The organism is Mucilaginibacter sp. (assembly GCF_965225845.1).
In the GTDB taxonomy this organism is placed as follows: Bacteria; Bacteroidota; Bacteroidia; order Sphingobacteriales; family Sphingobacteriaceae; genus Mucilaginibacter.
Window position 1 is genome coordinate 76,048 of record NZ_CBDDBL010000002.1, and the last position, 25,180, is coordinate 101,227.

General features: G+C 34.0%; 24 protein-coding genes. 17 read left to right on the forward strand and 7 right to left on the reverse strand.

What is annotated here, in order from left to right; translation table 11 throughout:
• Positions 1-113: 113 nt before the first annotated feature.
• Positions 114-986: a hypothetical protein gene (locus ACYZ0U_RS04115; RefSeq protein ID WP_461450126.1), complete on the forward strand. Its 873-nt coding sequence runs from the start codon at positions 114-116 to the stop codon at positions 984-986.
• A 113-nt stretch (positions 987-1,099) separates the two neighbouring features.
• On the opposite strand, the gene istB is transcribed toward ACYZ0U_RS04115, so the two are convergent.
• Both istB and istA read right to left on the reverse strand, forming a co-directional pair.
• Positions 1,100-1,852, reverse strand: coding sequence for an IS21-like element helper ATPase IstB (gene istB, locus ACYZ0U_RS04120; protein ID WP_354431475.1), 753 nt, complete (start codon positions 1,850-1,852; stop codon positions 1,100-1,102).
• Between the two features lie 20 nt (positions 1,853-1,872).
• The gene (gene istA / locus ACYZ0U_RS04125) at positions 1,873-3,402 is read right to left on the reverse strand and encodes an IS21 family transposase (protein WP_461449803.1); all 1,530 of its coding nucleotides are present in this window, start codon (positions 3,400-3,402) and stop codon (positions 1,873-1,875) included.
• Between the two features lie 219 nt (positions 3,403-3,621).
• Between istA and ACYZ0U_RS04130 the strand changes: the two genes are divergently transcribed.
• Both ACYZ0U_RS04130 and ACYZ0U_RS04135 read left to right on the forward strand, forming a co-directional pair.
• Positions 3,622-3,897, forward strand: coding sequence for a hypothetical protein (locus ACYZ0U_RS04130; RefSeq protein WP_461450128.1), 276 nt, complete (start codon positions 3,622-3,624; stop codon positions 3,895-3,897).
• A 121-nt stretch (positions 3,898-4,018) separates the two neighbouring features.
• Positions 4,019-4,201 carry a hypothetical protein gene (locus tag ACYZ0U_RS04135; protein WP_461450130.1) on the forward strand — a complete coding sequence of 61 codons (183 nt, stop codon included), beginning with the start codon at positions 4,019-4,021 and terminating at the stop codon, positions 4,199-4,201.
• A gap of 641 nt (positions 4,202-4,842) precedes the next feature.
• On the opposite strand, the gene ACYZ0U_RS04140 is transcribed toward ACYZ0U_RS04135, so the two are convergent.
• Genes ACYZ0U_RS04140 through ACYZ0U_RS04150 form a run of 3 tightly spaced genes read right to left on the reverse strand, consistent with a single transcriptional unit; the run spans position 4,843 to position 5,671 of the window.
• The gene (locus tag ACYZ0U_RS04140) at positions 4,843-5,208 is read right to left on the reverse strand and encodes a hypothetical protein (RefSeq protein WP_461450132.1); all 366 of its coding nucleotides are present in this window, start codon (positions 5,206-5,208) and stop codon (positions 4,843-4,845) included.
• A complete protein-coding gene (locus ACYZ0U_RS04145) occupies positions 5,205-5,450 on the reverse strand; it encodes a hypothetical protein (RefSeq protein ID WP_461450134.1) in 246 nt (81 codons plus the stop codon). Before ACYZ0U_RS04145 ends, ACYZ0U_RS04140 begins: the two co-directional genes overlap by 4 nt.
• The gene (locus ACYZ0U_RS04150) at positions 5,447-5,671 is read right to left on the reverse strand and encodes a hypothetical protein (RefSeq protein WP_461450136.1); all 225 of its coding nucleotides are present in this window, start codon (positions 5,669-5,671) and stop codon (positions 5,447-5,449) included. Before ACYZ0U_RS04150 ends, ACYZ0U_RS04145 begins: the two co-directional genes overlap by 4 nt.
• Before the next feature lie 369 nt (positions 5,672-6,040).
• On the opposite strand from ACYZ0U_RS04150, the gene ACYZ0U_RS04155 reads away from it, so the two are divergent.
• From ACYZ0U_RS04155 to ACYZ0U_RS04165, 3 genes are all read left to right on the forward strand, one after another.
• Positions 6,041-6,517, forward strand: a complete 477-nt coding sequence (locus ACYZ0U_RS04155; RefSeq protein ID WP_461450138.1) for a hypothetical protein — start codon at positions 6,041-6,043, stop codon at positions 6,515-6,517.
• 123 nt (positions 6,518-6,640) lie between these two features.
• Positions 6,641-7,093: a hypothetical protein gene (locus ACYZ0U_RS04160; RefSeq protein WP_461450140.1), complete on the forward strand. Its 453-nt coding sequence runs from the start codon at positions 6,641-6,643 to the stop codon at positions 7,091-7,093.
• Positions 7,094-7,409: 316 nt separating this feature from the next.
• The gene (locus ACYZ0U_RS04165) at positions 7,410-8,024 is read left to right on the forward strand and encodes an FISUMP domain-containing protein (RefSeq protein ID WP_461450142.1); all 615 of its coding nucleotides are present in this window, start codon (positions 7,410-7,412) and stop codon (positions 8,022-8,024) included.
• 31 nt (positions 8,025-8,055) lie between these two features.
• Here ACYZ0U_RS04165 and ACYZ0U_RS04170 read toward each other — a convergent pair whose 3' ends face one another.
• Together ACYZ0U_RS04170 and ACYZ0U_RS04175 are read right to left on the reverse strand one after the other, a co-directional pair.
• A complete protein-coding gene (locus ACYZ0U_RS04170; protein ID WP_461450144.1) occupies positions 8,056-8,691 on the reverse strand; it encodes a PleD family two-component system response regulator in 636 nt (211 codons plus the stop codon).
• 432 nt (positions 8,692-9,123) lie between these two features.
• Positions 9,124-9,822, reverse strand: coding sequence for a sensor histidine kinase (locus ACYZ0U_RS04175; protein WP_461450146.1), 699 nt, complete (start codon positions 9,820-9,822; stop codon positions 9,124-9,126).
• A 375-nt stretch (positions 9,823-10,197) separates the two neighbouring features.
• On the opposite strand from ACYZ0U_RS04175, the gene ACYZ0U_RS04180 reads away from it, so the two are divergent.
• From ACYZ0U_RS04180 to ACYZ0U_RS04230, 11 genes are all read left to right on the forward strand, one after another.
• Positions 10,198-10,383 (forward strand): hypothetical protein, encoded by a 186-nt coding sequence (locus tag ACYZ0U_RS04180; RefSeq protein ID WP_461450148.1) that lies wholly within the window; start codon positions 10,198-10,200, stop codon positions 10,381-10,383.
• 325 nt (positions 10,384-10,708) lie between these two features.
• Positions 10,709-11,782: a glycosyltransferase family 4 protein gene (locus ACYZ0U_RS04185; RefSeq protein WP_461450150.1), complete on the forward strand. Its 1,074-nt coding sequence runs from the start codon at positions 10,709-10,711 to the stop codon at positions 11,780-11,782.
• A gap of 575 nt (positions 11,783-12,357) precedes the next feature.
• Positions 12,358-12,852, forward strand: coding sequence for a serine acetyltransferase (locus tag ACYZ0U_RS04190; protein ID WP_461450152.1), 495 nt, complete (start codon positions 12,358-12,360; stop codon positions 12,850-12,852).
• Positions 12,853-14,362: 1,510 nt separating this feature from the next.
• A complete protein-coding gene (locus tag ACYZ0U_RS04195; RefSeq protein WP_461450154.1) occupies positions 14,363-15,076 on the forward strand; it encodes a ChbG/HpnK family deacetylase in 714 nt (237 codons plus the stop codon).
• A gap of 318 nt (positions 15,077-15,394) precedes the next feature.
• Positions 15,395-16,186, forward strand: coding sequence for a polysaccharide biosynthesis/export family protein (locus tag ACYZ0U_RS04200; protein WP_461450156.1), 792 nt, complete (start codon positions 15,395-15,397; stop codon positions 16,184-16,186).
• Positions 16,187-16,198: 12 nt separating this feature from the next.
• A complete protein-coding gene (locus tag ACYZ0U_RS04205) occupies positions 16,199-18,574 on the forward strand; it encodes a GumC family protein (protein ID WP_461450158.1) in 2,376 nt (791 codons plus the stop codon).
• A gap of 46 nt (positions 18,575-18,620) precedes the next feature.
• Complete coding sequence (locus ACYZ0U_RS04210; RefSeq protein ID WP_461450160.1) at positions 18,621-19,445, forward strand: glycosyltransferase family 2 protein; 825 nt, start codon at positions 18,621-18,623, stop codon at positions 19,443-19,445.
• A gap of 29 nt (positions 19,446-19,474) precedes the next feature.
• Positions 19,475-20,101: a serine acetyltransferase gene (locus ACYZ0U_RS04215; RefSeq protein ID WP_461450162.1), complete on the forward strand. Its 627-nt coding sequence runs from the start codon at positions 19,475-19,477 to the stop codon at positions 20,099-20,101.
• 16 nt (positions 20,102-20,117) lie between these two features.
• Entirely contained in the window at positions 20,118-21,269 is a 1,152-nt protein-coding gene (locus ACYZ0U_RS04220) for a glycosyltransferase family 4 protein (protein WP_461450164.1), read from the forward strand.
• A gap of 42 nt (positions 21,270-21,311) precedes the next feature.
• Positions 21,312-22,472 (forward strand): glycosyltransferase, encoded by a 1,161-nt coding sequence (locus ACYZ0U_RS04225; protein ID WP_461450166.1) that lies wholly within the window; start codon positions 21,312-21,314, stop codon positions 22,470-22,472.
• 83 nt (positions 22,473-22,555) lie between these two features.
• Entirely contained in the window at positions 22,556-25,003 is a 2,448-nt protein-coding gene (locus ACYZ0U_RS04230) for a right-handed parallel beta-helix repeat-containing protein (RefSeq protein ID WP_461450168.1), read from the forward strand.
• Positions 25,004-25,180: the final 177 nt, after the last annotated feature.

A 25,180-nucleotide genomic window follows, 5' to 3' on the forward strand; every position in this document is an offset into this window, starting at 1 on the left:
TCACTCATGCCAGATCACCTCGTGACACTGATGGGACAACTATTTCCATAACTATGATACCTATAACTATAACCTTACCGTTTGGTAATTACATAAGCCAAATTGAACCCTTTATGTCAGAAGGAATCGACACTGACAGTATTTATCACAAAACAGTACCAGGCTGTGGCTTCACAGACTTCGCGATCAGAAAGCTCAAAGAAAATCTAATTGGATGCCTGCCAAACAAACCCGTAATAGAAGATAAAGTAACTAGACACAATGAGAAGTACCCTGATAAGAAAATACTTGGGGTATATAAAGGAATTGAGGTAGCTGACATAAAAGCTTATCTGCTATCTGATGTCAAGTATAAAAAGATTTTGACGACCCCCGAAGGCTTTACATCTAAGGTAGTAAAAGCTTTTAAAGACATACAGGTAATGCGAGACACATTCTTTATGCTGTTAGATGAATGTGAACGTATTATAACTGACGTAAGATACAGAGGAAAGATAGCAGCACCGATCAATGAATTTCTAAAGTTCAAACGCAAGGCTATGGTGTCTGCCACCACTTTACCGTATAGCGACGAAAGGTTTAAGGACTTTAAGCACTACCTGATAGAGCCAGACTATGATTACAGTAAACATATAACTGTGGTCAATACGAATAGCGTTGCAGCTTCATTGCATAAACTCTTAGATAAACTAAAAAGTGAACACGTGTGCATATTCATGAACTCTACCAAAGGAATAGCAGCACTAACAAAGACATTAGACATTAGAGCAGAAAGTAAAGCATTCTGTGCTAAAGAAAGTGTAGTTAGTTTAATGGAGAAAGGGTTCAAACAAGCCTATAGTCACTTTGAAGTTGAAGACTTGGCTAAGTACAACTTCTTTACAAGCAGATACTTCTCAGCATTTGACATGAAGATAGATGATTACAAACCGGATGTAGTTATGATCTCCGATGTGATTTTTGCTGACCATAGCATACTTGATTGATATTCCGGGGATGTTGACCACCTGATTCCGTGGCAAAGTGACCAGGCGATTAGCTGGCGAACGATAGCAGCGAGAGCTGTAAAAGCGTTTTCAAAGTTAGTTATTAAAAGTGGTTATTGATAACTGACCTCTTTATCATCAGTTCTTCGTTTCTTTCTCATTGATTCCCCCTTCAGTTCGATACGGTGTGCACTATGTACAATCCGGTCCAGTATAGCATCAGCAATTGTCTTTTCACCGATCACATCGTACCATTTACTTACAGGTAGCTGAGAGGTAATGATCAGCGAGGTCTTTCCATGCCGGTCTTCAATGATCTCCATTAGCGCAGCCCTGCTTTGCGCATCAAAAGGCTGTATACCGAAGTCATCCAATATCAGTAGTTCTTGCCGCTCGATCTTCGCAACCTCTTTGAGATACGAACCATCGGCCTTCGCCATTTTGAGTTTAGAGAACAGTTTGGGCGTACTGGCATAAAAGACCCTGTAGCCCAGTGTGCAGGCCTGGTACCCAATAGCAGAAGCGATATAGCTTTTACCGATACCTGTGCTGCCGGTGATCAGCAGATTCTCATTGCGCTCGATGAATGTACAGTCCGCCAGGCGCATGATCTGGTTACGGTCGATACTTCGGTCGGCATGATAGTGAACGTCCTCTACAGAGGCTTTGTAGCGGAACTTGGCATAATATATCTGCCGCTCGATACGCCTGTTATGGCGGTCATCCCATTCTGCATCTACCAGGTGCGCCAGTAGCTCATCTGCTGTGTAATCCTCTGTTTTACCTGTTTCCAGGGTGCTTTGAAAAGCATGGTACATGCCGAAGAACTTGAGCTTCCGCATTTTGTCTAACGTGTTTGTGTTCATTCCATTGGTTGTTTAAAAGGTTATTTGTAATAGTCTTCGCCTCTGATATTATCATGGCTGGGCATAGGAAGTTCATCTGCGAACAGGCTTTCTTCGTATTGATCCATCTTCTTTTCCAGGATCATATGAATGGTCTTATAGTTATAAACGCCATAGTGAAGACCTCTTCGGCAAGCCATGATCAGGCGTTCATTACCTACTTTGCGGGAGAAGCCAAGGATACCCAGGCAGGACTTATAAGCCTGTTCAGGATGTTGTTTACGGTCGAATATATTATGGATATAAAGCCTGACATCCTCGTGTATGGATGAGGCCCAGCCCAGGAACTTATCTTTTGACCAGTCGGCCACGAACTGATGAGTGGAAGCCAGATGGTCTTTCTCGGTTGTATAAAGATATAGTCCCCTTGTGCGTTTATGCATGGCAATACGCTCATAATGGTAAAAGGCTTCTACCGAAGAACTGGAATATAGCAGCTTGATCTTTCTGCCGATAAACCGATAAGGGACGCTGTAATAATGTTTATCCGGTCCAAGGCATACATAGCCGTTCTTCATCACGGTAGCATGGAACTGCTTTTTAAGCTCGTAACGCAGAACAGGTAAAGGGTTGAGCACTTCGCGCTCTATCTCATCGAACTGCTGCCTTCGGCTGTAGTTCCTCCCTTGCAGGAACCGGTTGTTGTGCTCTTCGAGCACCACTCTTATGGCTTCGTTCAGATCCTTTAACGAATGGTAAACTACTTTTCTTAAGGGGGCATAGATCCGGGTATACATGATCTTAACCGCACCTTCTACCAATGCTTTATCACGAGGGCGGAACGCCCGAGCTGGTAGTATGGTAGTACCGTAATGATCAGCAAAGTCAGCGAATGTTTCGTTTAACGTGGGCTCAAAACGGCTGCTTTTGGTCACGGCAGCTTTCAGGTTATCCGGTACAATGGCATCAGGAACGCCACCGATATAATGCAGCGTATTCTCACAGGCCGTAATAAAGTCCTCCTTTTGCTGACTACTCACAGCTTCTACATAAGTAAGCTGGCTGGCTCCGAGTATCGCTACAAATACCTCAACGGTAATGATCTCGCCGGTCTCCTTATCGGTAATGCTCAGCTTTTGCCCTGCAAAGTCCACATACAGCTTATCACCTGCTTTGTGATCCATATGCATGGTCGGGTTGACCCTCGCTTTCCACTGGGTATAATAGAAGCAGAACTGGCTGTACTGATAGCCTTCCGGGAACTCTTTATAATACTCTGCCCATAATATATGACGGTTAACGCCGGTGCGTTTAAGCTCCTTATCTACATGCGGAAAGCACCGCAGCATAGATTGCATACGGCCTGTAGGAGGCATCTCCCTGCTTTTTCCAAAGAAGTCCTCTAGTTCCTTATCGTTCAGCGCATCAACCTCCTCGAACGTAAAGCCACTATCCTTAAACGAGGCCAGGTACTTCTTAACGGTATTCCGGGACGTATCAGCCTGGGCAGCTATCGACATGATACTGCGCCCATTGGTGTACATCCTTATTATCTTTCTGATCTTACTCATGCTAATCGTAGTGTTGGCCATGCTTTTGGAGGTTATATTAAACCTCGTAAAGATGGGTGCTTCTACAGCATTAGCTGCTCGTTCGGGGTGGTCAATTTGGCCCGGAATGCCTGGTCAGTTTGCCCCGGAATGGGGTGGTCAATTTGACGCGGAATCACTGGTCACATTCCGCCGGAATTGGGTGGTCAATATCAGCGGTATATCCACCATACTAAAGAAATGAAACCTTTGGCAACCTTTAGAGATGAATATCTGCATGAAGCTAAACTGCTTATTAAACAACACAATGAGTACGTAGCTGACTGTAAACTACAAGGCACAGAGCCTAAAAAGGACGATAGATTGACCCCATACGCATATATAAACGAAACGAATAACATCGCGATCTTGAACCTCATGAAACTTGATCAACAAATAAACGAAGCAGCTAACAACGAGATATACAACCACATCAGTTATAAGAACAGGATTGGGAGAAAGGTTACTTTAATATAACCCGCTACGATTCCGACATCAAATTGGACACGAAAACCATTATCAAACGCAAGTCGGCTTCAAAACGACTTGAGGAGACTATCTGAAAATAGCGAATTACAAAAATCAACAGCAAAAGTGTATGACGTTCTTCCTAGGCGAAACACCGGAGGAAGAAGTCAAGGAAAGTAACCCAACAGCTTATAAAGCGTATATTCATTTAGATGGAGCAACACTGATAAAATTTAAGTACAATGTGAAGAAAGTGGACGCAGCCATCATACTTAAGGAAAATACTATCGCTGAGATTAAATTGCTAAACTGATTGGAGAGTTATTTAAAGTAAGTGAACGCTATACCAACGAATACATCAAGAGCAAGTTACAGGAGATTTACATCAAACTGGACATTCGGGAAGAGAATGGTAAAGTTAAAATAGCGAACGCGAATGATCTTGGTGACAGAGGAAGGTTTGAAATAAAACATTGTAAGATACCATCCAGTAAGGGCAAACCGATTAACGGACAATTAATTCTACGCGCTCAGTTTGGCTTAAGGATGGTGGCATAAGCTATTCTAAAATATATAGTTTCCAACTTTATCAGGAATGTTGCTTCTATATAGAGTATTACAAAAACTTAAGAAATATTGGAAAATCTCAATTTGGTATTATCAATGTAATCCATGAGAACCTGCATACAGTGCAGGTTTTTTTGTTTACTGGCTATGTTAAACGAGTATGACCGTAACAACATATTTAAATCGTTGTAGGCTTAAGACGTGCATTTTACGTCCGATAAGGATTAAAGCATGCAAATTGTACCATTTGGCGCTTAATGAATGCAACTTGCACCCTTTTAAAGCTTTCAAGTGACTATTTGCACTTCTAAAAAGACAACAAACATTGGTTTGAACTTGTTGAGCATCTGCTTGTCTTTTTTATAAGGTAAAAGTTAGTGCTTTACCTTAGTCTAATTTATAAACCCAAATTGCAATCAGAGTGATGCTACCATAAGCAAGTAGGTATTCTGTCCCCTGTTGAACCCAACTACCTTTTAGGATATAAAATGGAAGTGCAGCAAGCACGACTCCTGCAACAGAGAGTAAAAGTTTCTTAACTACAAGTGTAGTAGAAAGGTGTTTAACTATTACTACTGCTATGATAGACACGATAAAGCTCGGCATGGAAAAGTAAAACCCATACTTGACATCATAATGAAATTGATGTGGGTATTGAGGTTCAATAATGGTTTGCACTGGATAGTAAAGCATTGGGCCAAGCAGTAAGCTGGTTAACCAAACCTTCAAACTATAAATGAGTGCTTGCTTCATGCGCGTAGTTTGTTAGTAATCATCATGACCAATGCACCCAAAAGCAATATACCAGCTATTATAAACATTTCGTTGTCACCATATCGTACAGTTGCGCCATTTCCACCATACCTACTATATAATGTCCCGCCTGTAGAAGTATTCGTAAGATTACAGTAAACGCCTAACCCCATGATAAAGAAGATTGCGAAACCGAATACATATAGAGCGCGCTGCATTGCTGGATTACTAGCTTCTTTCATTCCCATTCTTTGTTATTAGGGTTATTGTAATAGCGCTTATCCATACCCGGAAACAAGCCCTTAAAGTAACATGCAGCTCCCAGCGTAACCACCAAACCTGTTATACCAATTGTATCGCTTAACCAACTGGTTCGAACGATGCTTTTTGCAGCAATCCAAATCATCGCCCCGCCCACCGCAATAACACCTATTGTAATTACTTTCTTTTGAAGTTTGCTCATATGGTTTAGCTGATGCTAATATACAACGGCATTGGCATATATCCAACCAACCGCTCCCTCCATGCCTAATTTACGGACTTCACTTTTTCATAAAACATATCCCCTCCACACGCCGATTGAGACCAGACATCACCCCCGGCACTGAATCTTGATTTAAACTAAAGTATATCCCTTACTCTCGGCTACATCCAGCCAAGCTTTTAAACGCCAACAGATTTACGAACCAAAATGCAACTGATTTATACTATAAGCAGTGCCTGGACAAAACACTTCGATGCTGTTCGGTTTAACCGCTGCTGTGCAGCCGAGCGTAGGGATTGCCTGTCTATCTCTAATTCACATCAATTCATCACACTAAAACCTAAAACTATGAGTGCCGAACAAGTACCGGAGAGTAAACCACGCATAATTCAGCCTATCCTCATGCATCAGCGCATCCCTAAACGCTGGGTGCTTGCTAAACGAAGGAACGGAGTACAGCAACAACTTCATAACGAGGCAATCGAGAATGAGTATCACAGCATACTTGCTACAGCAAAGCAACTTCTAAAAAATCAAGGAGGAGTTTATTTTAAACGCGACTACAAGCGCGACAACACGGAGAATGCCTTTCTACTTCACGCCTTTACAAGTGACAGCTTTTATTTCATCCTTGAATGCAATGTGGCGTTTGTTTATCAGGTAGAGTATGCCTTTTATAACTGCAAACACGAAGCATCAATCAAAAAGCTGCTTGATAACTACAGCTTCAAGTTAAGCACAAACGAAGTAGTGTTGGCCGACTTCAACACCTTTTATGATACTGTAACTACTGTACAGAACCAACGCTACGTCCATTCTTTATAAGTTTCACCCATAACAAAAAGCTTGGCTTGTAGCCAGGCTTTTTCTTCGTTAACCCATAATCCAATCATTATGAAAAATCAAATCCATTCCGAGAGTCAAATGCTTAACGCATTCAACAAGCAAGTGTATGAGAGCTACTTCAAACTTTTAAAAGAAACAGAGAAACTTTTAGCTACCTTACAACAACATGAATTGCGTTTCACCTTACAACGCAGGGATAACTCAGAGATCAGCACATTCAGTAAAGTTCATGAGTTGGTGAATCCGTTAATTTACCTCTCGCTTGAATCCCAGGATGGAGAAAAGCTTTGCATCAAGTTCGGGTTCGAGCAAGGCGGAGATGACTACCGGTTCTCACACATAACCGCTAAGTTTCTGCGTATGCTGTACAAGTGCACAGCAATCGAAAACACAGCCTTTAACATCAAGGACTACATCAACACTGATTACATCATTGTTAATTGCTCAGAGCTTTACGAGTGCATCGAAGATTCCAAACATAATCTGCACACCTTTAAGTTTATAAAGTACAAGCAACCAGCTACTCAGAGAAAGAGAATGCTCAGTGTAGCTTAACATTCACAACTGTTTATTAACTTTACACCAAAACAAGGAGGAACACATCAACATAGCCATTTACTAACATACCATATACGATACAAGCGTTAAGCTTTGTTTGTTCAGCTATTTAGGAAACCTAGGAAATTTCAGTACGCCAGAACAGATGAGTTAGACGTCCACGCGCAAGCTTAGGACGAAAACTATCTGTGGCCGTGCGGGCTCTCCCAGGTGCCTCTAAAGCTCAGACTAAGTTCAGTCCTTCGCTTTCGTGCTTTAAAGCCAGCCGATGAAGGGACTGCCCAGGTATTACAAAACAAGATCCTTTCACACAATGAAAAAACTTCTATTGCTTGCCTTTTTATCAGGTACAACCTTATTCTATTCATGCTCTAAAAGCAGCTCTACAAAGCCAACAATTCCATCAACCACAGCAACAATAACCGATACGGTCGTAATTGGTAATCAGACCTGGACTTCGGTAAACTATAACGGTTCAGGTGGAGTAAACTACAATAACAGTAGTACAAACGATCCGACCTACGGTAAACTTTACACACTAGCTGAAGCGAAGGCGATAGTTCTACCGAAAGGTTGGCACCTGCCATCAACCGACGACTTCAACACACTGATGAAAAACTTGGGTGTTACTTTGCAAGACGGTAATGGTTACTACCAACCGAGTCAAACCGTAACTTTACAACTCATGTCTACCTCTAAATGGACATTACAGAGTGGTGGGAACAACACTGGATTCAGCGCTTATCCGGCTGGCTTCTACAACACCAGTGAGTCGAAAGGCTTTTCAAGTCAGGGAACAGAGGCAGATTTTATCACAACGTCAACATTAGTAGGTTACCCTGGCACACAAGCTAACTTTAGTATCTATGAGGAAAAGGATGCAAACCAACTCTTAATCAGTTCAGTGTTCTCGGATGAAGTAGGTTAAGCAAAACATAAAATTTTGCATTTTAGAAGATTTAAATGGAGGGCTGCTGCAAGATTATAGAGGGTACCATAATTTGTCTTTCAATTAATTCCTGATTTAACATCTTAAAAAATAGTAGCGTCGATTTTTTAGAAATAAAGCTTTTAACGAATGGGTACTTTAGGAGGTTGATTACAGTTGGTTCACAGCTTGAGATAATGTAAATTTCAATTTTTTTGGTCAAATTTTTCGTAATGGCTTTAAACATGTCTAAAAAAATCCAACCGTTAAGTATTGGCATATCTAAGTCTAAAAATATAATATCGGGTAATATGTCTTCATAATCGATACTTTTGCTTAGCTGATTCAATACTGCATAGCCATCTGTCGTATATTGAGCGTTCATTACTTTCTGGCTAAGAGATTGCTTGGCAAAACAATGAAAAATTAAGTCATCGTCTAGTATAACTATATTAGTTTGTTTAAACTTGATTAGCTCCAAAATATTATCAAGGATTATATCAAAAATAAATGAAATCAATTTTTCACCACAAGAAGGGCAATTAAAATCACTGGAAATAGCTGCTTCAGGGTTAATACTAACTAAATCCCAACTTGCAACGTTAGTAATCGAATTTAAACAATGATTATTAAAACAATAATAAAGAAGCTCTTTAGGATTTTGCATTATCTAATAATATTATTTATTAAGTCAATCTTCATACCAATAAACAATATACCACAATTATTCATGCGTTTATTATTTGAATTTATTTTCTGTAAGTCAATGACTTAATTTGAACTAATAATGTAAGCTATTCCGACATTGTAAAAGCTTATTACTAATCATTAGAAGGCCGTCACAGTAGGCTTGTTAACTAATCAATCACATAAAATTAGGAAATATAAGTAACTTTTCATCGCTGGTGGATATATTTTAGCAATGTGGGTTTCGGATATTAAGTAGAGCAAAAATAAATATTAAGCTGGAAGCGTTCAAGTTTCTTTGTAAAACTAATAACGACATAACTAGAGGCAATGCAAGTGAAGAAGCGAAACTGGTTTAACTCCCTTTTACCAAAAAACCAGCATTCTATATCTTAACTAATATCCAACTTATTCATAAATATGGTAAGGCGACATGAAAAACTGTTCCTCCATCAACATTGTTTTCAAACCAAATTTTACCATTGTGCATGTCGATTATTTTTTTTGAAATTGATAATCCAAGACCAAATGGTTGTTCTCCGTTAGTGCCATACCTTTTAGCGGAAGTAAACATGTCAAATATCCTATCTTTGGAATTGGCAGGTATACCAATACCATTATCAGCTACAAAAATTTGCACGCCATTATAATCGGAACTTAAGCCAATGTTAATTTCACTGTTTGAATAACTGAATTTTATAGCGTTTATAATTAAGTTATTTATAACACGCCAAATTTTTTCGTAATTAGCTTTAATTAAAATTGGGTTATTTTCGCTTTTCATATTTAACTGCTGAGTTTTATTATTTGCTCTAAACTGCATCAGCTCAACCGAGTCATTTAATAAAGCATTAATATCCAATTCCTCTTTTTCCAAGACCTGATTTTCATCCATGAAACCATTTTTTAATAATTCATCAATCATTTCTAATGAATGTATTCCGGTGGATTCAATTAATCGGATCATATTTTTATGCTCGGATGAGAATTGCATTTCGTCCAACAATATTGCTGCAAAGCCGGTAATCCCTGAAAGCGGCCCCCGTAAGTCATGTGCCATAATTTGCATAATACGCATGTATTCACGATTAACAGCTTTTAGCTCGTCCAATTCTTTTAGTAGTCTCTTATTATTTTTTGAGAATTTGTGGTGAGTATTTCTACCCTTGGGAATTATTCGCCCCATGAGACTTCTAAAGTATTGTAATAAAGTTATTTATCATGTTGTCTCTAAACGAAATTATATTGAATAGATTTAATAATGGCTTATACGAATAATATTTAAATTGGTTAACTAATAAACTTTGTGACTTAAAGTTGAAATAATTAGTCCATTTCTTTATAAGTATAAAATCGAATAGTGTGTTATTTACTGACGGAATTGCGCTCTAATTTAAAAATCAGTTATATACAATATAATATCGCACGAATTATTTAGGAATGATTATTGCGTATTTTTATATAAAACCTTATAAAAATTAAGTATATGGAAATTTTTGACCTTCAACCGAATGATGTTTTTATCAAAGTAGAATCATATAAGTCAAGTGACTTATCACCTGAAAAATGGGCTTATTTACACCGACCTTATGCTGATCACCATTTGAAATTTGATGAGTGGAATGTTGAATACAATCGCAATGAAATTAATAATTTTACGCGTTTAATTTAGTGAACGTAGTTTAATAGGCATATTAAACCTATAATAATTTTCTTGTTTTAAATTCATCATACAATAATTACTAGTAACGACATGCTGATAAGCATTTCCGCAAGTAAATAATGTAAAATTAATTAGTTTAAAACTTTTAAGATTATTTATTATAAAATGTCAACTTCATAGATTAAATTTATGATATGACTCAAACCGGAACCTTACTCAAAATTATCAAACTTTGCATCCCCTTCAAGTTTGATTAAAACCGTAAGAGTATTGAGTTTTAGAAATCGTTTTTCATGTCGACTAATTTACGTCGATTATTAAGTTAATTATATCAATGCCTAAAATATTATGCGTAACAAATATGCCAGTCCCTTATCGTGAAAAAGTTCACGAAATTGTTAGCCAAACTTTAAATTCAGATTATCTGGTGATTTATTGTGCGAAACTTGAACCTAACCGGCAGTGGAAATTTAAATATGGTAATTATGATAAAATTTTCTTAGCTGATGTTAGTAAAGGATATATTCATAATAACATTGCAATATGGAGAGCTTTGAATAGATCTAAACCAGAGGTGATAATTTCCACAGGTTTTAATCCAACAATGCTATATGCTTTTATTTGGTCTATATTACATAGGGCAAAATTTATTCCTTTTACCGATGGCACATATGACTCCGAAAAAAAGCTATCTTTAATTCATGGCCTAGTCCGAAAAATAGTTTTTTTTAAGTCCTATGCCTTTATTGGTGCAGGTAATGGAAGTTCACAATTATATCAAAGCTACAAAATACCCAATAATAAAATATTTAAAAGTTGTCTTGCTATTGACAATTCCTTATTTAAAAAAAGCACATCTAATAAAGAATACACATTAATGTTTTCTGGTCGGCTTGTAGAAGGTAAGATGCCATTTTTTTTCGTAGAGGTAGCCAGAAAAGTTAAAGAACTGACGGGAAATTGTAATGTGCTCATATTAGGTAGCGGCGAATTGGCCAATGAAATAGGAGCAATGCTCGATGGTTATAAGATAAGTTACAATATGCCTGGCTTTATTGATCAAAAGCAACTACCAAATTTTTACCCAAAATCGAAACTGTTTTTATTACCAACCAAAGGCGATGCATGGGGCATAGTAGCCAACGAAGCAATGGCAGCAGGTGTTCCCGTGATTACCTGCGAAGAGGCCGGTGTTGCGAATGACCTAGTGATTGATAATATTAACGGATATATTTTACCTTTAAATGTGGATATCTGGGCTGAGATGATTGTAAAAATTTTAAGTAATGATGAGTTATATGCAGAATTTGCAAAAAATGCTTATACACATGTTCAGAAATATAATTTTAAATCCGCAGCAGACGGAATTATTGATGCGATAGATTTTACGTTTGCTAATTTAAAATAGATGCTACGAATTAGGGTGATTTCTGGTGATAATACACATTAAGCAATTATAAAATTATAAATATCGTCAAAATTTAAGTTAATTTAAATATGCGGCTTTTTTCAAACAGCCAGTTGGTATTTGTATTTTAATATTCTAATATTCTAATATTCAAAATAGTTAACAACATAATCTCACTTCTTAAATAAAATTAATAATCGTACCTGAGTAATTTTGATCTTTTATTATTTAAAGTTTTTTTATTAAATACGATAGCTCTATTTTGAGATCTGTTAATCTACTGTGATTTATAAGGCTTTTATATGGTATTAAAATGAGGTGAATTTTCCCCAATAGTGGGTATAGCGACCCCAATTAAAATGTTGGCAAAATATGATTTCGCTTTTTAAGCAATTAATAGTTAAACCTATTTTTAAAAAAGGTTTATATTCTTGTATCAAAAATGTTGTTTAAAACTAAAAGATTGAATGATTGTTTATATATATAATAAAAATTATGCATAACGATGTTTCGTTTATTATTCTTCCAAAAACAATAATTAATAATACTGTTTCCACATCCGAAAAAAATATAATATGAACATTTTTCAGGATTGGGATGCTAATATGGGAAGCATCAAGAGTAGATTAATATTATTAAATTATCGAACAGCTAGAGCTATACGGTATAATAGGGTGTTATTGATCTTATTTTTTTGGTATCTCCCAATATATATAATTTTTGTAGAATGGTTTTTGGGAGTAGAGCTGCCTTGGAAGATCAACGCAGGATTTGGATTGACAATACGTCATGGACAGGCATTAGTAATAAATCCTGATGTTATTATAGGGAATAATTGTACGCTACGGCAATCAACAACTATTGGAAATAAAACCAATAAAAGAGCTAATTATTTAACTAAATCACCTGTAATTGGAAATAATGTTGATATAGGTTGTAATGTTTGTATAATTGGTGATGTTAATATTGGAGATAATGTTATAATCGGAGCAGGATCAGTTATTGTTAAAAGCATACCCTCAAACTCTATTGTTGTTGGTAATCCCGGAAGAGTTATAGGTTTAATCTAATACTATATTAGCCATAGAAGGTTATAACTGCTTATCTCCTCTGCTATGATTATCAATAGCTTTTAGCAAAATCAAGAATGGTAAAGCCGGGACTTTAGTAGGTATCTTGTAAGAATTCTTATACTATAGCGTAATAGAGTCGAATTAAAAACAGTTGCTTGTTATCGTAAATATTATTCACCAAAATTAGTTTTTTGTAGGTTCGAAAAAAATATATCAAAACTAATAGTAAAATTCTTTTAGAAATTTATAAATGAAACTAATACTATATATAAGACGTTTAAAAGTCTTATGCATTAGCGCCTAGGTTTTACTACCTAATTAATTTAGAAATTGTTTAAAAAAAATAAATCTTTAAAAAAGTTGTCGGTCAACTGATGCGTTATAAAATAATGCTCATCGTAAATAAAAGACGAATTATTAGCTTTTGTAGATACAGCGTTAAATGGTTATCACACAAGTAAATTTTAAACAATTATATTTAAAACGAATTTACTCAATGGCTTCGATAGATTTCATTAATAATACTTATTATTTCAGTATAACTCGTGTTAACAGAAATTCTCCTGGAATATTGCTATACAATGTATGTCTCAATGATATTACATATCTAATAAGTAAAAGTATAGCGAAAAATGAATTTACTCAGTTAGATAGTCATCCAAAACTTAATACCGCAATATTTTATGAATTAAATCAAGTCCTCCTGGAGGTAGAACCTTTAATTCATCGTCGCGTCAGCATCGAGTTAATAAACCAGCAGATATTTAGGATTCTTAGTAAGATGCGAAGTGAAAGTATTAAGCTATCCGGATCTAATTTAAAATAGTTTAACTTTTGATGGATAAAAAATTAGTTGTGAAATAAGTTAATATTGATAATCTAATAATCGATGTCCTTGAATTGAAACCAACTGTTTTTAATTTTAATAATGCATTTCTGGCTAGTTAATCCTGGAATAATCTTTTTTTAGGTAGCCCAAGTTAAAAAATTAAGCAACTATTTCAATTTAATTATATTCTATATTCATATCGAAAAATTTAGCATACGACTTAAAACAATGCTAAAAAGACAATTTATTTATTATAAAACTGCTTGTTTAATCGATACTAAGTAAATTCCAAATTTAGTTCAGAGCTTATTTTTTTTTCTGTTCTTTATGAAAGGTATACTTGGAGGATCGTATATAGCGATGCTAATTCGTTTAGAATGCTACTAGTCATTTGTAAAGCGCAGGTTGGAAAATAATTTAGTATTAAGGGTGTTGAATCATAGCACTTCCTATTAGAAGAGAATATTTGAGCCGAAAATTGCCGGACTTTCTAAATGGTCAAAAAATTATATATTTAATTTCGCAAAATGCTTTTATTAACTTTCAAAAGTTATAATTTTAAATCCATTACAGATGTTATTTTTGATGCTGTAAAATTTGCGTATTAGTAATTTTCACCTTCACAACGAGACACTTTTTATTTATTTTTAAACGATGTCAATTTTACCTAATCTAATTGTGAACGCGGATGACTTTGGTTTAAGCTCATCAGTAAATAATGCAGTTTTATACTGTTATCAGTTAGAATACATCAATAGTTCTTCTTTATTTGCCACCAACACAAATGATTTGGCGATTTATGAAGCCCTCGATATGATAAAAAGTAATAAGGTAATTAAAAATGTTGGAATCCACATTAACTTGGATGATGGTAAACCACTCACAAATTTTAAAAATAAACATTTTTTAAATGAAGACGGAAAGTGGGATTCAAGTAAAACTGGAAAAAAAATAAAATTTTTAGATACACAAACAAGACATGATTTTTATAATGAGATTGAATCACAAATTTTAAAAATACTAAGAACAAATATTAAAATCAATCACATAGATTCACATCATCATTTGCATACTTTACCTGGCTTCTATAATTTGTTTTTAACTGCAGCCCGTAAATACAAATTGAAATTACGGATAGCACAAACTTATAATGAAGGAAATTATATTAAATCAGTTTTTCGTAAATATGTTAATATGAAGATAAAGGCTAATGGTTATAATTATTCAGACTTCTTTGAAACTGTAGACCATTTTTTAGCGCATAAAATCGACGGAATAAATTACAAGAAAACAGAATTAATGTTGCATCCTGATTTTGATACCCTGGGAAAGTTAACAGATCATTATTCGGCGTCCGATATGAATAACTGGTTGTCTTACTTGAAAAAATAATTATAGATATAAGATTGAAAACAAAAGTTTTTGATAAATATCGGCTTAGAAATATTTTACCATTGGTAAGTAAAATTGCTACGGGGTATAATATCCCCAATTTAAGGAATTTTGTCATTGATGTTTATAAATAAATAATTTGTTTTAACTCTAAATTAAACTTTTAGGCAATTATTGAGTGGTTATTTTATATAATTTATGTATAAATAGAATGTTTTTAAGTATTTATTAAACAGTGGCACAATTATGGCGATATTGCAAAAAATATTATAAAATAATTAACCAACAACAAAAAATTAACTCATTTTTTTAAATCTTATGAAGCAAAAAATACTTTATTTCGTTTTTATTTTATCAATAATTATCTCAAGTTCTTCTTGTAGTACCTATAAAAACGTCCCTTATTTTCAAGATTTAGATCATTCAAAAATCACAGAAAATCAGGTCGAAAATTACTCACCGCTTATCATCAAGCCAGCTGATATTTTAGGAATTAATGTAAACAGTAGGAATCCTGAATCATCTGCCGTATTTAATTATAATTTGAATAGAGTAAATGGTGGAAGTATGGACAGTTCACCCGAAAATCCGATCACTGGCTACATGGTTGATGATAAAGGTGATATACATCTACCGCTGATAGGTAATTTAAAAGTTGCAGGTTTAACAACATCTCAATTAAGTGTTAAACTAGATCAAATGTTGCTAACTTATTATAAAGATCCCGTTGTAAATATAAGACTAATCAATTTTAAGGTTTCGGTATTTGGCGATGTTCTGAGACCTAATGTTTATACTTTGCAAAGCGAAAGGACCACAATAACTGAAGCACTTACCTTAGCTGGGGATTTGAATATTACAGCAAAGCGAACTAACATCATTTTGATTCGGGAGCAAGACGGAAAAAGAATGTTTATTCCAATAGATTTGACTTCTAAAACTATATTTGATTCCCCTTATTACTATTTAAGAAATAACGATGAAATTTATGTGCAGGCAGACAGGGTTAAATATTCTCAGGTCGATTCAAGATTTCAGGTTGCAAGTTTAATTGTTGCTGCTTTATCAGTATTAGCTATAGTTTTCACAGCGGTGCACAATCATAACTAATTTATACAAATCATGAATAGTCAAGAAGATTTTTTAAAAAGTTTAAATACTCCCCAAAAAACCAATAAATCTAACAATGCAACGTTGGCTTTAAAGAAATATTTATTTCATTGGCCATTATTCTTATTAGCTATAGGGATTTCGCTGGCGGTTGCAACACTCTATCTCACTTTTTCAAAGCCTGTATATACAATAAAAGCATCTATTTTAATTAAAGAAGATAAATCTTCTGCTTCAGGTGACCCTCAAACAGCGATGCTCCATGAAGTAGGTTTAGCAAGTTCATCAGAGGGAGTTGAAAACGAGATTTCAATTATAAAGTCGAAACAAATTATTGATAAAATAGTTAATGATCTACAACTATGGGTGACTTACATTAAAAAAGATGGTTTTTTGCAAACTGAGGATTTGTATAAAAATACTCCAGTAAAATTAGATACCCTAATTGCCTATGGTGGTTCTAAAAAGGGAGTACTTGAAGTTAAGATAAAGGATAGCAAAACTTTTTTACTGAAACAGGGTGATGACCAATTTGTTGAACTTGCGTTTGATAAGTACCATATATCAGACTTCGGTTCTTGGAAATTGAGCCCTACTAAAAATATTGATCAATTTAAGGGAAGTTTAATAAAGATTATTATTGCAGATCGTAACACAACTACAATAAATTATCAAGAGGCAATTGATGCTAATTTAAAAGATAAACTATCAACCTCAATAGATATTTCAATAAATGACGTTGTTCCTAGAAGGGGTATTGATATATTGAATTCTCTTATATCCAGTTACAATATATCTTCCACGGATGAAAAAAATCGTGAAACTAAAAGCACGTTAACATTTTTGGATCAACGCATTGACTCTCTTTCAAAAGAATTAACAACATCTGAAAAAGGAATTGAGGGCTTTAAAAGCAGCAACGGCTTAACTGATATAAGTGCTCAATCCCAAGTGCAATTACAAAATATGCAACTTAATGATAATAACTTAAATGAAGTTAACATTAAGCTTAATGTAATTGATGGAGTTGATAAATACGTAAACTCTAATCAAAATTCTGAAAAAGCTCCTGCTACTGTTGGTATTGTTGACCCAGCATTAAGTAATTCCATTGAGCGGCTATCATTATTACAATTACAACATGATAAATTAGCCGCTACTCTACCTGAAACTAACCCTGATTTTGAACCAATTAACAATCAAATAAAGACAGCTAAGGCGGCCATCCGTGAAAATGTAAAGAATATAAAATTATCTCTTTTGGCTACTAAGCAAAAATTAGAATCTATCAATTCAGGTATTGAAGGAAATATAAAAAGCATGCCTGAAGAAGAACGACAATATGTAAGTATTAAAAGGGAACAATCGAGTAAGGAGGGGCTTTATACGTTCCTTTTACAGAAGCGCGAAGAAGTGTCAGTTAAATACGCATCTAATCTAGCCAACAATCGCGTTGTTGATACTGCATATGCTTCCCCTCCCCAGGATAAAACATCACAAACTTACTTGATAGCACTATTGTGCGGGGTGGCAATTCCGGTAGGTTTAGTTTACAGTAGAAAACATTTCAACAATAAAATTTTATCTATTGATCAAATTAATAATGAATTAAAAGCGAAAGTTGTTTGTGAACTACCCTACGAACCTTTAGAGAATAGCTCACCCTTTTTTAATTTCGAAAGTTCTAATGCGGCAAGTGAACAATTAAGAGCCTTAAGAATGAAATTGTTTTATTTACATGGCGAGAAAGAGAATGGAAGAGTGACATTAGTGACATCCAGCGTTCCTTCTGAAGGTAAAAGTTTTATTAGCACTAGTTTAGCTTCAATTTTAACATTAGCTGAGAGAAAAACCCTGATATTGGAATTGGACATGCGCAAACCCAAAATTATAAAATCATTGGGGATGTCTAATGATGTTGTTGGCATGAGTGATTACTTAAATAAAAAAGCGACTAAAGAAGATATCATTCAAACTTTTGAGAATTTTCCATACTTATCAGTTATAAGTAGTGGTTCGCCAATTAATAATCCATCCGAGCTTTTGGAAAGAAAAAGGTTAAGTGATTTACTTCTAGAATTAAAAGCAGAATATGATGATATTATTATCGATAGCCCGCCAGTGCATCTAGTTTCTGATGCAGTAATTTTATCAAGGTTGGCCGGGGTTACATTATATGTAATAAGGCAAGGGTTTACAGGTTTAGATGAATTAGACTTTATTAATCAGCTAATTGATCAGGAACAGCTTAAAAATGTAAGTGTGATTTTTAATGGTATAGACAGAGTTAAACATGGTTACGGTTATAAGTACGATGAAAACTATTACCATAAAAAGAAAACAAATATTTTTTCGCTTGCTTTTAGAGATTTCAAACATAGATTTTAGTTCCATAGCTCGTTTAGCCGTAATTGTCTTATCAATAATTTAAAAAATGAATTTGCCAAAAATTTCAATTATTACACCCTCTTATAATCAAGGACAATTTATTGAAGAGACTATTCTTAGCGTTATTAATCAAAATTACCCAAACTTAGAATATATTATTATTGATGGCGGATCTACTGACAACTCTGTAGATATAATAAAAAAATATGAAAAGCATCTTAGCTACTGGATAAGTGAAAAAGACAGTGGCCAAACGGATGCGATTAATAAAGGTTTTAAATTAGCGACAGGAGAAATTATTGCTTGGATTAACAGCGACGACTTATACGTTAATAATGCATTTTATAATATCGCTGAATTCTTTAATGAAAATTTGTCTGCAAGAGTGGTAGTTGGAAATGGACTATTTATGAATGCTGATGGAACCGTTTATTTACGAAAACATCCCAATATATCTAAATGGCTAGAAAAACATTGCATGATGTCTATTTTTCAGCCAAGTACCTTTTTGAAAAGAAGTGTACTTACCGATATTGGGTATCTTGATGAAGCATATGTGATGATGATGGATGCGGAATGGTATTGCCGAATTAACAGAATTTTCCCATTTTATGTGATTGATAAAGATATATCGATCTTTAGATGGCATCAAGCGAGTAAATCATCTTCTCAAAAAAACTCGAAGCTTTACCATCGTTATGTCGAAGAGCAATTATTGGTCTTTAATGCATCACACAGTAACTATAAAGCTCTTGTAAATAAATTTCCAATGACGTCGATGTACCTGTATACAAAAATTGGTTCATCAGTGAGATTCATTAGACGTTTATTAAAAAGAGAATTGTTTAAAATAAACGATGTTAATGTTTAACATACATGTAGTCTAATATCATTTCAACAATGGCAAATGATACCCCTGGAATCTATATTAAAAAATTATCGGACAATGGTAGCGTTTTTAAATTTATTTATAATTTCTTGATTCTATCAGTTAAATTGGTTTTAGCTGTTCCGCATTTGATCATATTCGCATTTCATCCTAAAAAAAAGTTAATACTTTCTGATGTTTACGATGTTAAAAATTTATTATTATCCTTGATTTTTGTAAAACATTATAGGAACTTATTTTATTACAGAGTTGGGAATTGTAAATATTTTTTTAAGTGGTTATTACCGGAAGACAGTACGATTCATGTTCCAGTTAGTTTGGACCTTGGAAGTCATGCTCATTTCGTCCATAATACGTCTTGTTTTTTAAACGCAAAAAAAATTGGAGATAATTTCGTTTGTTATCATCATGTTACAATTGGGACAAATGGTTTAGGTTATTTCGACAAACCTGTTATTGGAAATAATGTAACAATTTATACAGGAGCTGTAGTTGTAGGCAATATAACTATTGGCGATAACGTTATAATCAGCGCTAATTCTGTTGTAATAAAAAATGTCCCTTCAAATTCATTAATCGTAGGAAATCCAGCCATGATAGTAAAGCTAAATGGTCAACGTGTTGATATTAAACTTTAAATTATAAATAATAATAATGAAAGTTCTTTGGGTTAATCCATCATTTCTTGACTACAGAATACCTGTTTATAAAAAACTATTTGATTTAACCCATGGAAATTTTTTCTTGATATATTCAATGAAGCGCGTGCCTGAACGAGTAGTGAGCAAAATAATTAAAGCTATAGGTCTAAATGCAATAGGATTGAAAGGCGAAATTGTATTGGAGACTAAAACAAAAGGCGATTTCGCGAATACTGGCCTTCGATTGCCTATTCAACCTGGATTATTAAAGGCAATAGCCAAAGTAAAAGCTGATGTTATAATTGCAGAAGGATTTTTTCAATGGACTCCTTTTGCGTTATTAATAGCCAAATTATTTGGAAAACCCTTTTTTATTGCCTATGAGCGAACTGCTCACACTGAACGGAATTGTCCCAAATGGAGAACATTTTATCGGAAAGTAATAACATGGTTTGTCGATGGGTATCTAGTTAATGGGTTACTTACTAAAGAATATTTATTGGGTTTAGGTATAAACTCTGATAAGATATTTATAGGAGGAATGTCCGCCGATAGCGAAAATCTTGTAGTTCGAGTTAAATCTTTATCAGATAAAGAAAATAATCAAAAGATATTAGATCCTAACGATAAAGTCGGGTTAACATATTTATATGTTGGTCAACTTATCGAAAGAAAAGGTGTCACCTACTTATTGAAAGCATGGGAAAGTCACACAAAAAAATATGCATTTGACAACTTACTAATTGTCGGCACCGGTCCATTACTTGAGGAGTTTGTTGAAGAATACTCTTTTTGTGATTCAATTAAAATACTGGGTAATGTAGACTATGATTTAATTCATCAATATTATGCAATTTCTGATGTGTTTATAATACCTACCCTCGAGGATAATTGGAGTTTAGTAGTACCTGAAGCTATGGCATGCGGTCTACCTATAGCGTGCTCTATTTATAATGGATGTTATCCAGAATTAGTTAAGGAAGGTTTAAATGGTAAATTATTTGATCCATTAAATGAAGGTGATATTTTAAATGTATTAAAATATTTTCACGACAAAGATTTAGAATCATTTGGTAACAATTCTATTGATATAGAAAAGGAGTACAACGCAGATAGTGTTGCAAATAAGATATTTAATAGTTTGTCTACTAAAACTTCAATATAATTTATAATGATATTTAAAAAAATTTAGTCCATTAATTAAATAATGAAAATTTTAATAGTTCATAATAAATATCTTGAACGTGGTGGTGAGGATACTGTAGTAGAAAATGAACTTGATCTTTTAAGGAGAAATAGAGAGGATTGCGAGGTAGTATTCTTCAATAATAGCGGATCTTCCTTGACAAGATTTTTTAAATTTTTATTTTATCCATTCAATATTTTTTCTTATCTAAAAATGAGAAAAATTATAAACGATGTTAAGCCAGATGTTATTCACGTACACAATTTTTTTTATGAAGCTTCACCATCTATTTTCTATGCTATAAAACATAAAAATAAACCTTTTGTAGTAACTATACATAATTTTCGGCTATTATGCCCATCAGGGATATTATTTTCAAAAGGTAAATTATATCTGAAAAGTTTAGGTTACCAATATTCATTTCAACCAGCGCTGGATAAGGTTTATAGAAATTCAGTTTTTCTTACATTTTGGCTATACACTACAAATTATTTTCATGCCAAGCTTGGAACATGGAACTTACCCGATAAGTACATATTTGTTTCAAAATTTTCTCAAGATATTTTTTTAGAAAGTAATTTTTTAAAGTACAAGGATAAGTTTGAATTAAAGTATAATTTCATGTCGCCAAAAAATGAAATAGGTCATTATAAGAACGTTCATAATAGTTATGTGTATGTTGGGCGATTGTCTGAAGAAAAAGGAATTAATTTATTGTTAGATGTATTTAGTAAATCTACATTCAACCTTTTAATAATTGGTAATGGTAAGCTGAAAGATGAAGTTGTTAAAAACGCTTCTATAAATAATAATATTAAGTATCTGGGATTTAAATCAAATGATGAAATACTAAAAATTTTAAGCGAGAGCAAAGCTTTGATTTTTCCTTCTATCTGGTATGAAGGTATGCCGTTAACAATAATAGAAGCTTTATCTGCAGGCACTCCCATAATAGCTAGCGATATTGGAGCGATGTCTGAAATGGTAGTCGATAATGTAAACGGTTTTCATTTTAAACCAGGTGATGCAGATGATATGTCCGAAAAAATTAAAAGTTTTGATGATCTTGATAAAGAGCGATATAAAGAATTGAGGATATCAACTCTTAAAGATTTTCACGACAGATTTACAGATTCAAAAAGCTTTGTCACTTTGAAAGATATTTATAAAAAAATTTTGTAAATTAATAAAATCCAATGTTGATACCTTTTTTACTAAAAATTAATCTGTAATTTGATCCTCTATTAAAAGTGTAAGTTTCTAGCATGAAAAAAGTATTGATGTTTTTTATTATATGTATAAATTACGCTAATGCTAATACTTATTATGTTAAAGCAACAGGTGGAAATGGATCGGGTTTAACCGATGCTGATGCATGGAGTTTCTCAAAATTGTCATCAACCAGTTTGAATCCAGGTGATTTTGTGTTTTTTAATAGAGGAGATACATTTTACGGACAAATATCAAGTACAAATGCCAACTCAAATGGTGTAACATTTGGCGCATATGGCACAGGTGTTAATCCACTTATTAGTGGGTTCACACAGGTAAATTCCTGGACTCAGTTTAATGGTAATATTTATTATACAACACTTAATGTTGCATCTTTGAATGCCGTAACATTGGATGGTTCAATAATTGGGATGGGTAGGTATCCCAAAACGGGATATTTGACATATATAAGTCATACAAATAATTCCTCTATTACTGGGAGCGTATCCATTCCTTTTAATCCAACTGGAGGACAAGTGGTTATAAGAAAATATCGGTGGATTATTGATAGGCATAAAATTGCTTCTGTTAATGGAAATACAATTAATTATACTACTGATAATAACTATGGAAATAATAATATATACTCACCTGTTGATAACAATGGTTTCTTCATTCAAGGTTGTTTAGGTACGTTAACCCAAAACGGAGATTGGTATTACGATAATAGTAGTGGTAGGTTGTACATGTATTTTTCAGATTTACCTGGCAACCACGTTGTAAAAGCAAGTACTCAAACTCAAAATTTATACGTTAACTATTTTACTACATTAACTTTTAACAATATTGATTTTGAGGGCGGTAATTTATATGGCGCTTACATTGTAGGTACATCAAATATAACTTTTAACAATTGCAATTTTAGGCAGCAGGGAGGTGACGCAATCAATATCAATAATTCTCAAAATATTATTTTTAATTTTATAAATATTTCTGATGCACTTAATAACGGTATATATGAAGCTACTGGTGGAAACAGTACATTGGTAACCAATTCTGCTACTACCAATATAGGAATTATTGCTGGAGCCGGCAAATCAGGAGATGGTGCACAGCAAGCAATAGCTATAACAGGTGATGGAACTACAATTTCTAATTGCGTTATAAAAAACACTGGATATAATGGGATTAATTTTGCGGGTAATAATGTATTGATAGAAAAAAATTTAATCGATACTTTTTGCACTCTAAAAGATGATGGAGGCGGAATATATACTTACAATGGAACCGCTTCTGCGCCCACCACTAATAGAATTGTCAGGAACAATATTATATTAAATGCGATTGGTGCACTGGCAGGTGCGGGAGCTTATTATTGGGAAAATTTCGGTAAAGCTGCAGGAATATATTTAGATGACTACAGTAATGGCACTCAAGTATATAATAACGGTATAGCAAATGGAGGGTGGTTAGGAATTTTTTTACATAATGGCTATAACAATCAGATTTTAAATAATCAGGTCTTCAATTTTGGAGTAGCGCAAATAGAATTAGGAGAAGACTTTTTAGGTGCGATAAGGTCAAATCTAATTACTGGAAATAATTTCATATCGAAGACTACTTCTGAGTCTACCTTAGAAGCAGCTATGACGGTAAATGAAAGTCCTAGATTATTTGGTAGCCTAAATAATAATGAATATGGAAGGCCTTTTGATGATAGTTTGACTTTTGATGTATACCAAAATTATACAGGTGGGACAGGTATAAATAACGTTACTTTGGCAACTTGGCAGCTCAACTATAAACTAGATTTGAATTCTAGAAAATCACCTATTATTTATCCTTCATATTATGTTGGAAGTGTTAACGGATTAAACAAAGATTTAAATAGTAATTTTGATAGCAATATTTCAGGAGTATCATTAACAGGTAGTGGTTCACTCTCGTACGTTCCAAACAGTAAGCTTTCCGGGGGGGCCTTACAAGTAGCAAATTCAGGAACAACCTATGTTATTATACCTGTCGGCGCATTGGATCCAACAAAACAATATGATTTAAAATTTACTGCTTTAAGCAGCCAAACCGCTAATTTAAAAGTCTATTTAAGACAAGGTTCTTCACCATACACATTATTATCAACAGTTTCAACAGAAAAAATAACTACTTCTGTTGCACAGTATGAATGTTTATTCTCCTTTCCTACTGTTCAGGCAAATAGTTCTCTTATTTTTGAATCAGATAGTCAAAATTTAAATTATTGGTTAGATAATATTCAGTTTTACGACGCAAACGTAACAGCTATTAAGCCTGATGATTTTATGTTCTTTTATTATAATGCTTCAACAGCTCCAGAAAGTATTTCTTTATCAGATAATTACATAGATCCTCAAAATGTGAGTTATAGCGGTGCTGTAGTTTTGCAGCCTTTTACTTCGATTATTTTAATGAAACAATATTGTGTTCAACCTCCAAAACCGCTTATTCAATCAACTACACCCTAATATATTTCAACAATTTTACAACATATTTCATTTTTAACTTTAAATTTACAAAACATAATAAGCCTGTTACTCCGATTAAATTACTGAAAGTTTTGTGTTAATAATTTATATGCCTATCATTTTTTTTGAAATTATAATTTAGCTACAGCTTAACTATCAGTAACTGTCGTGTGAGTA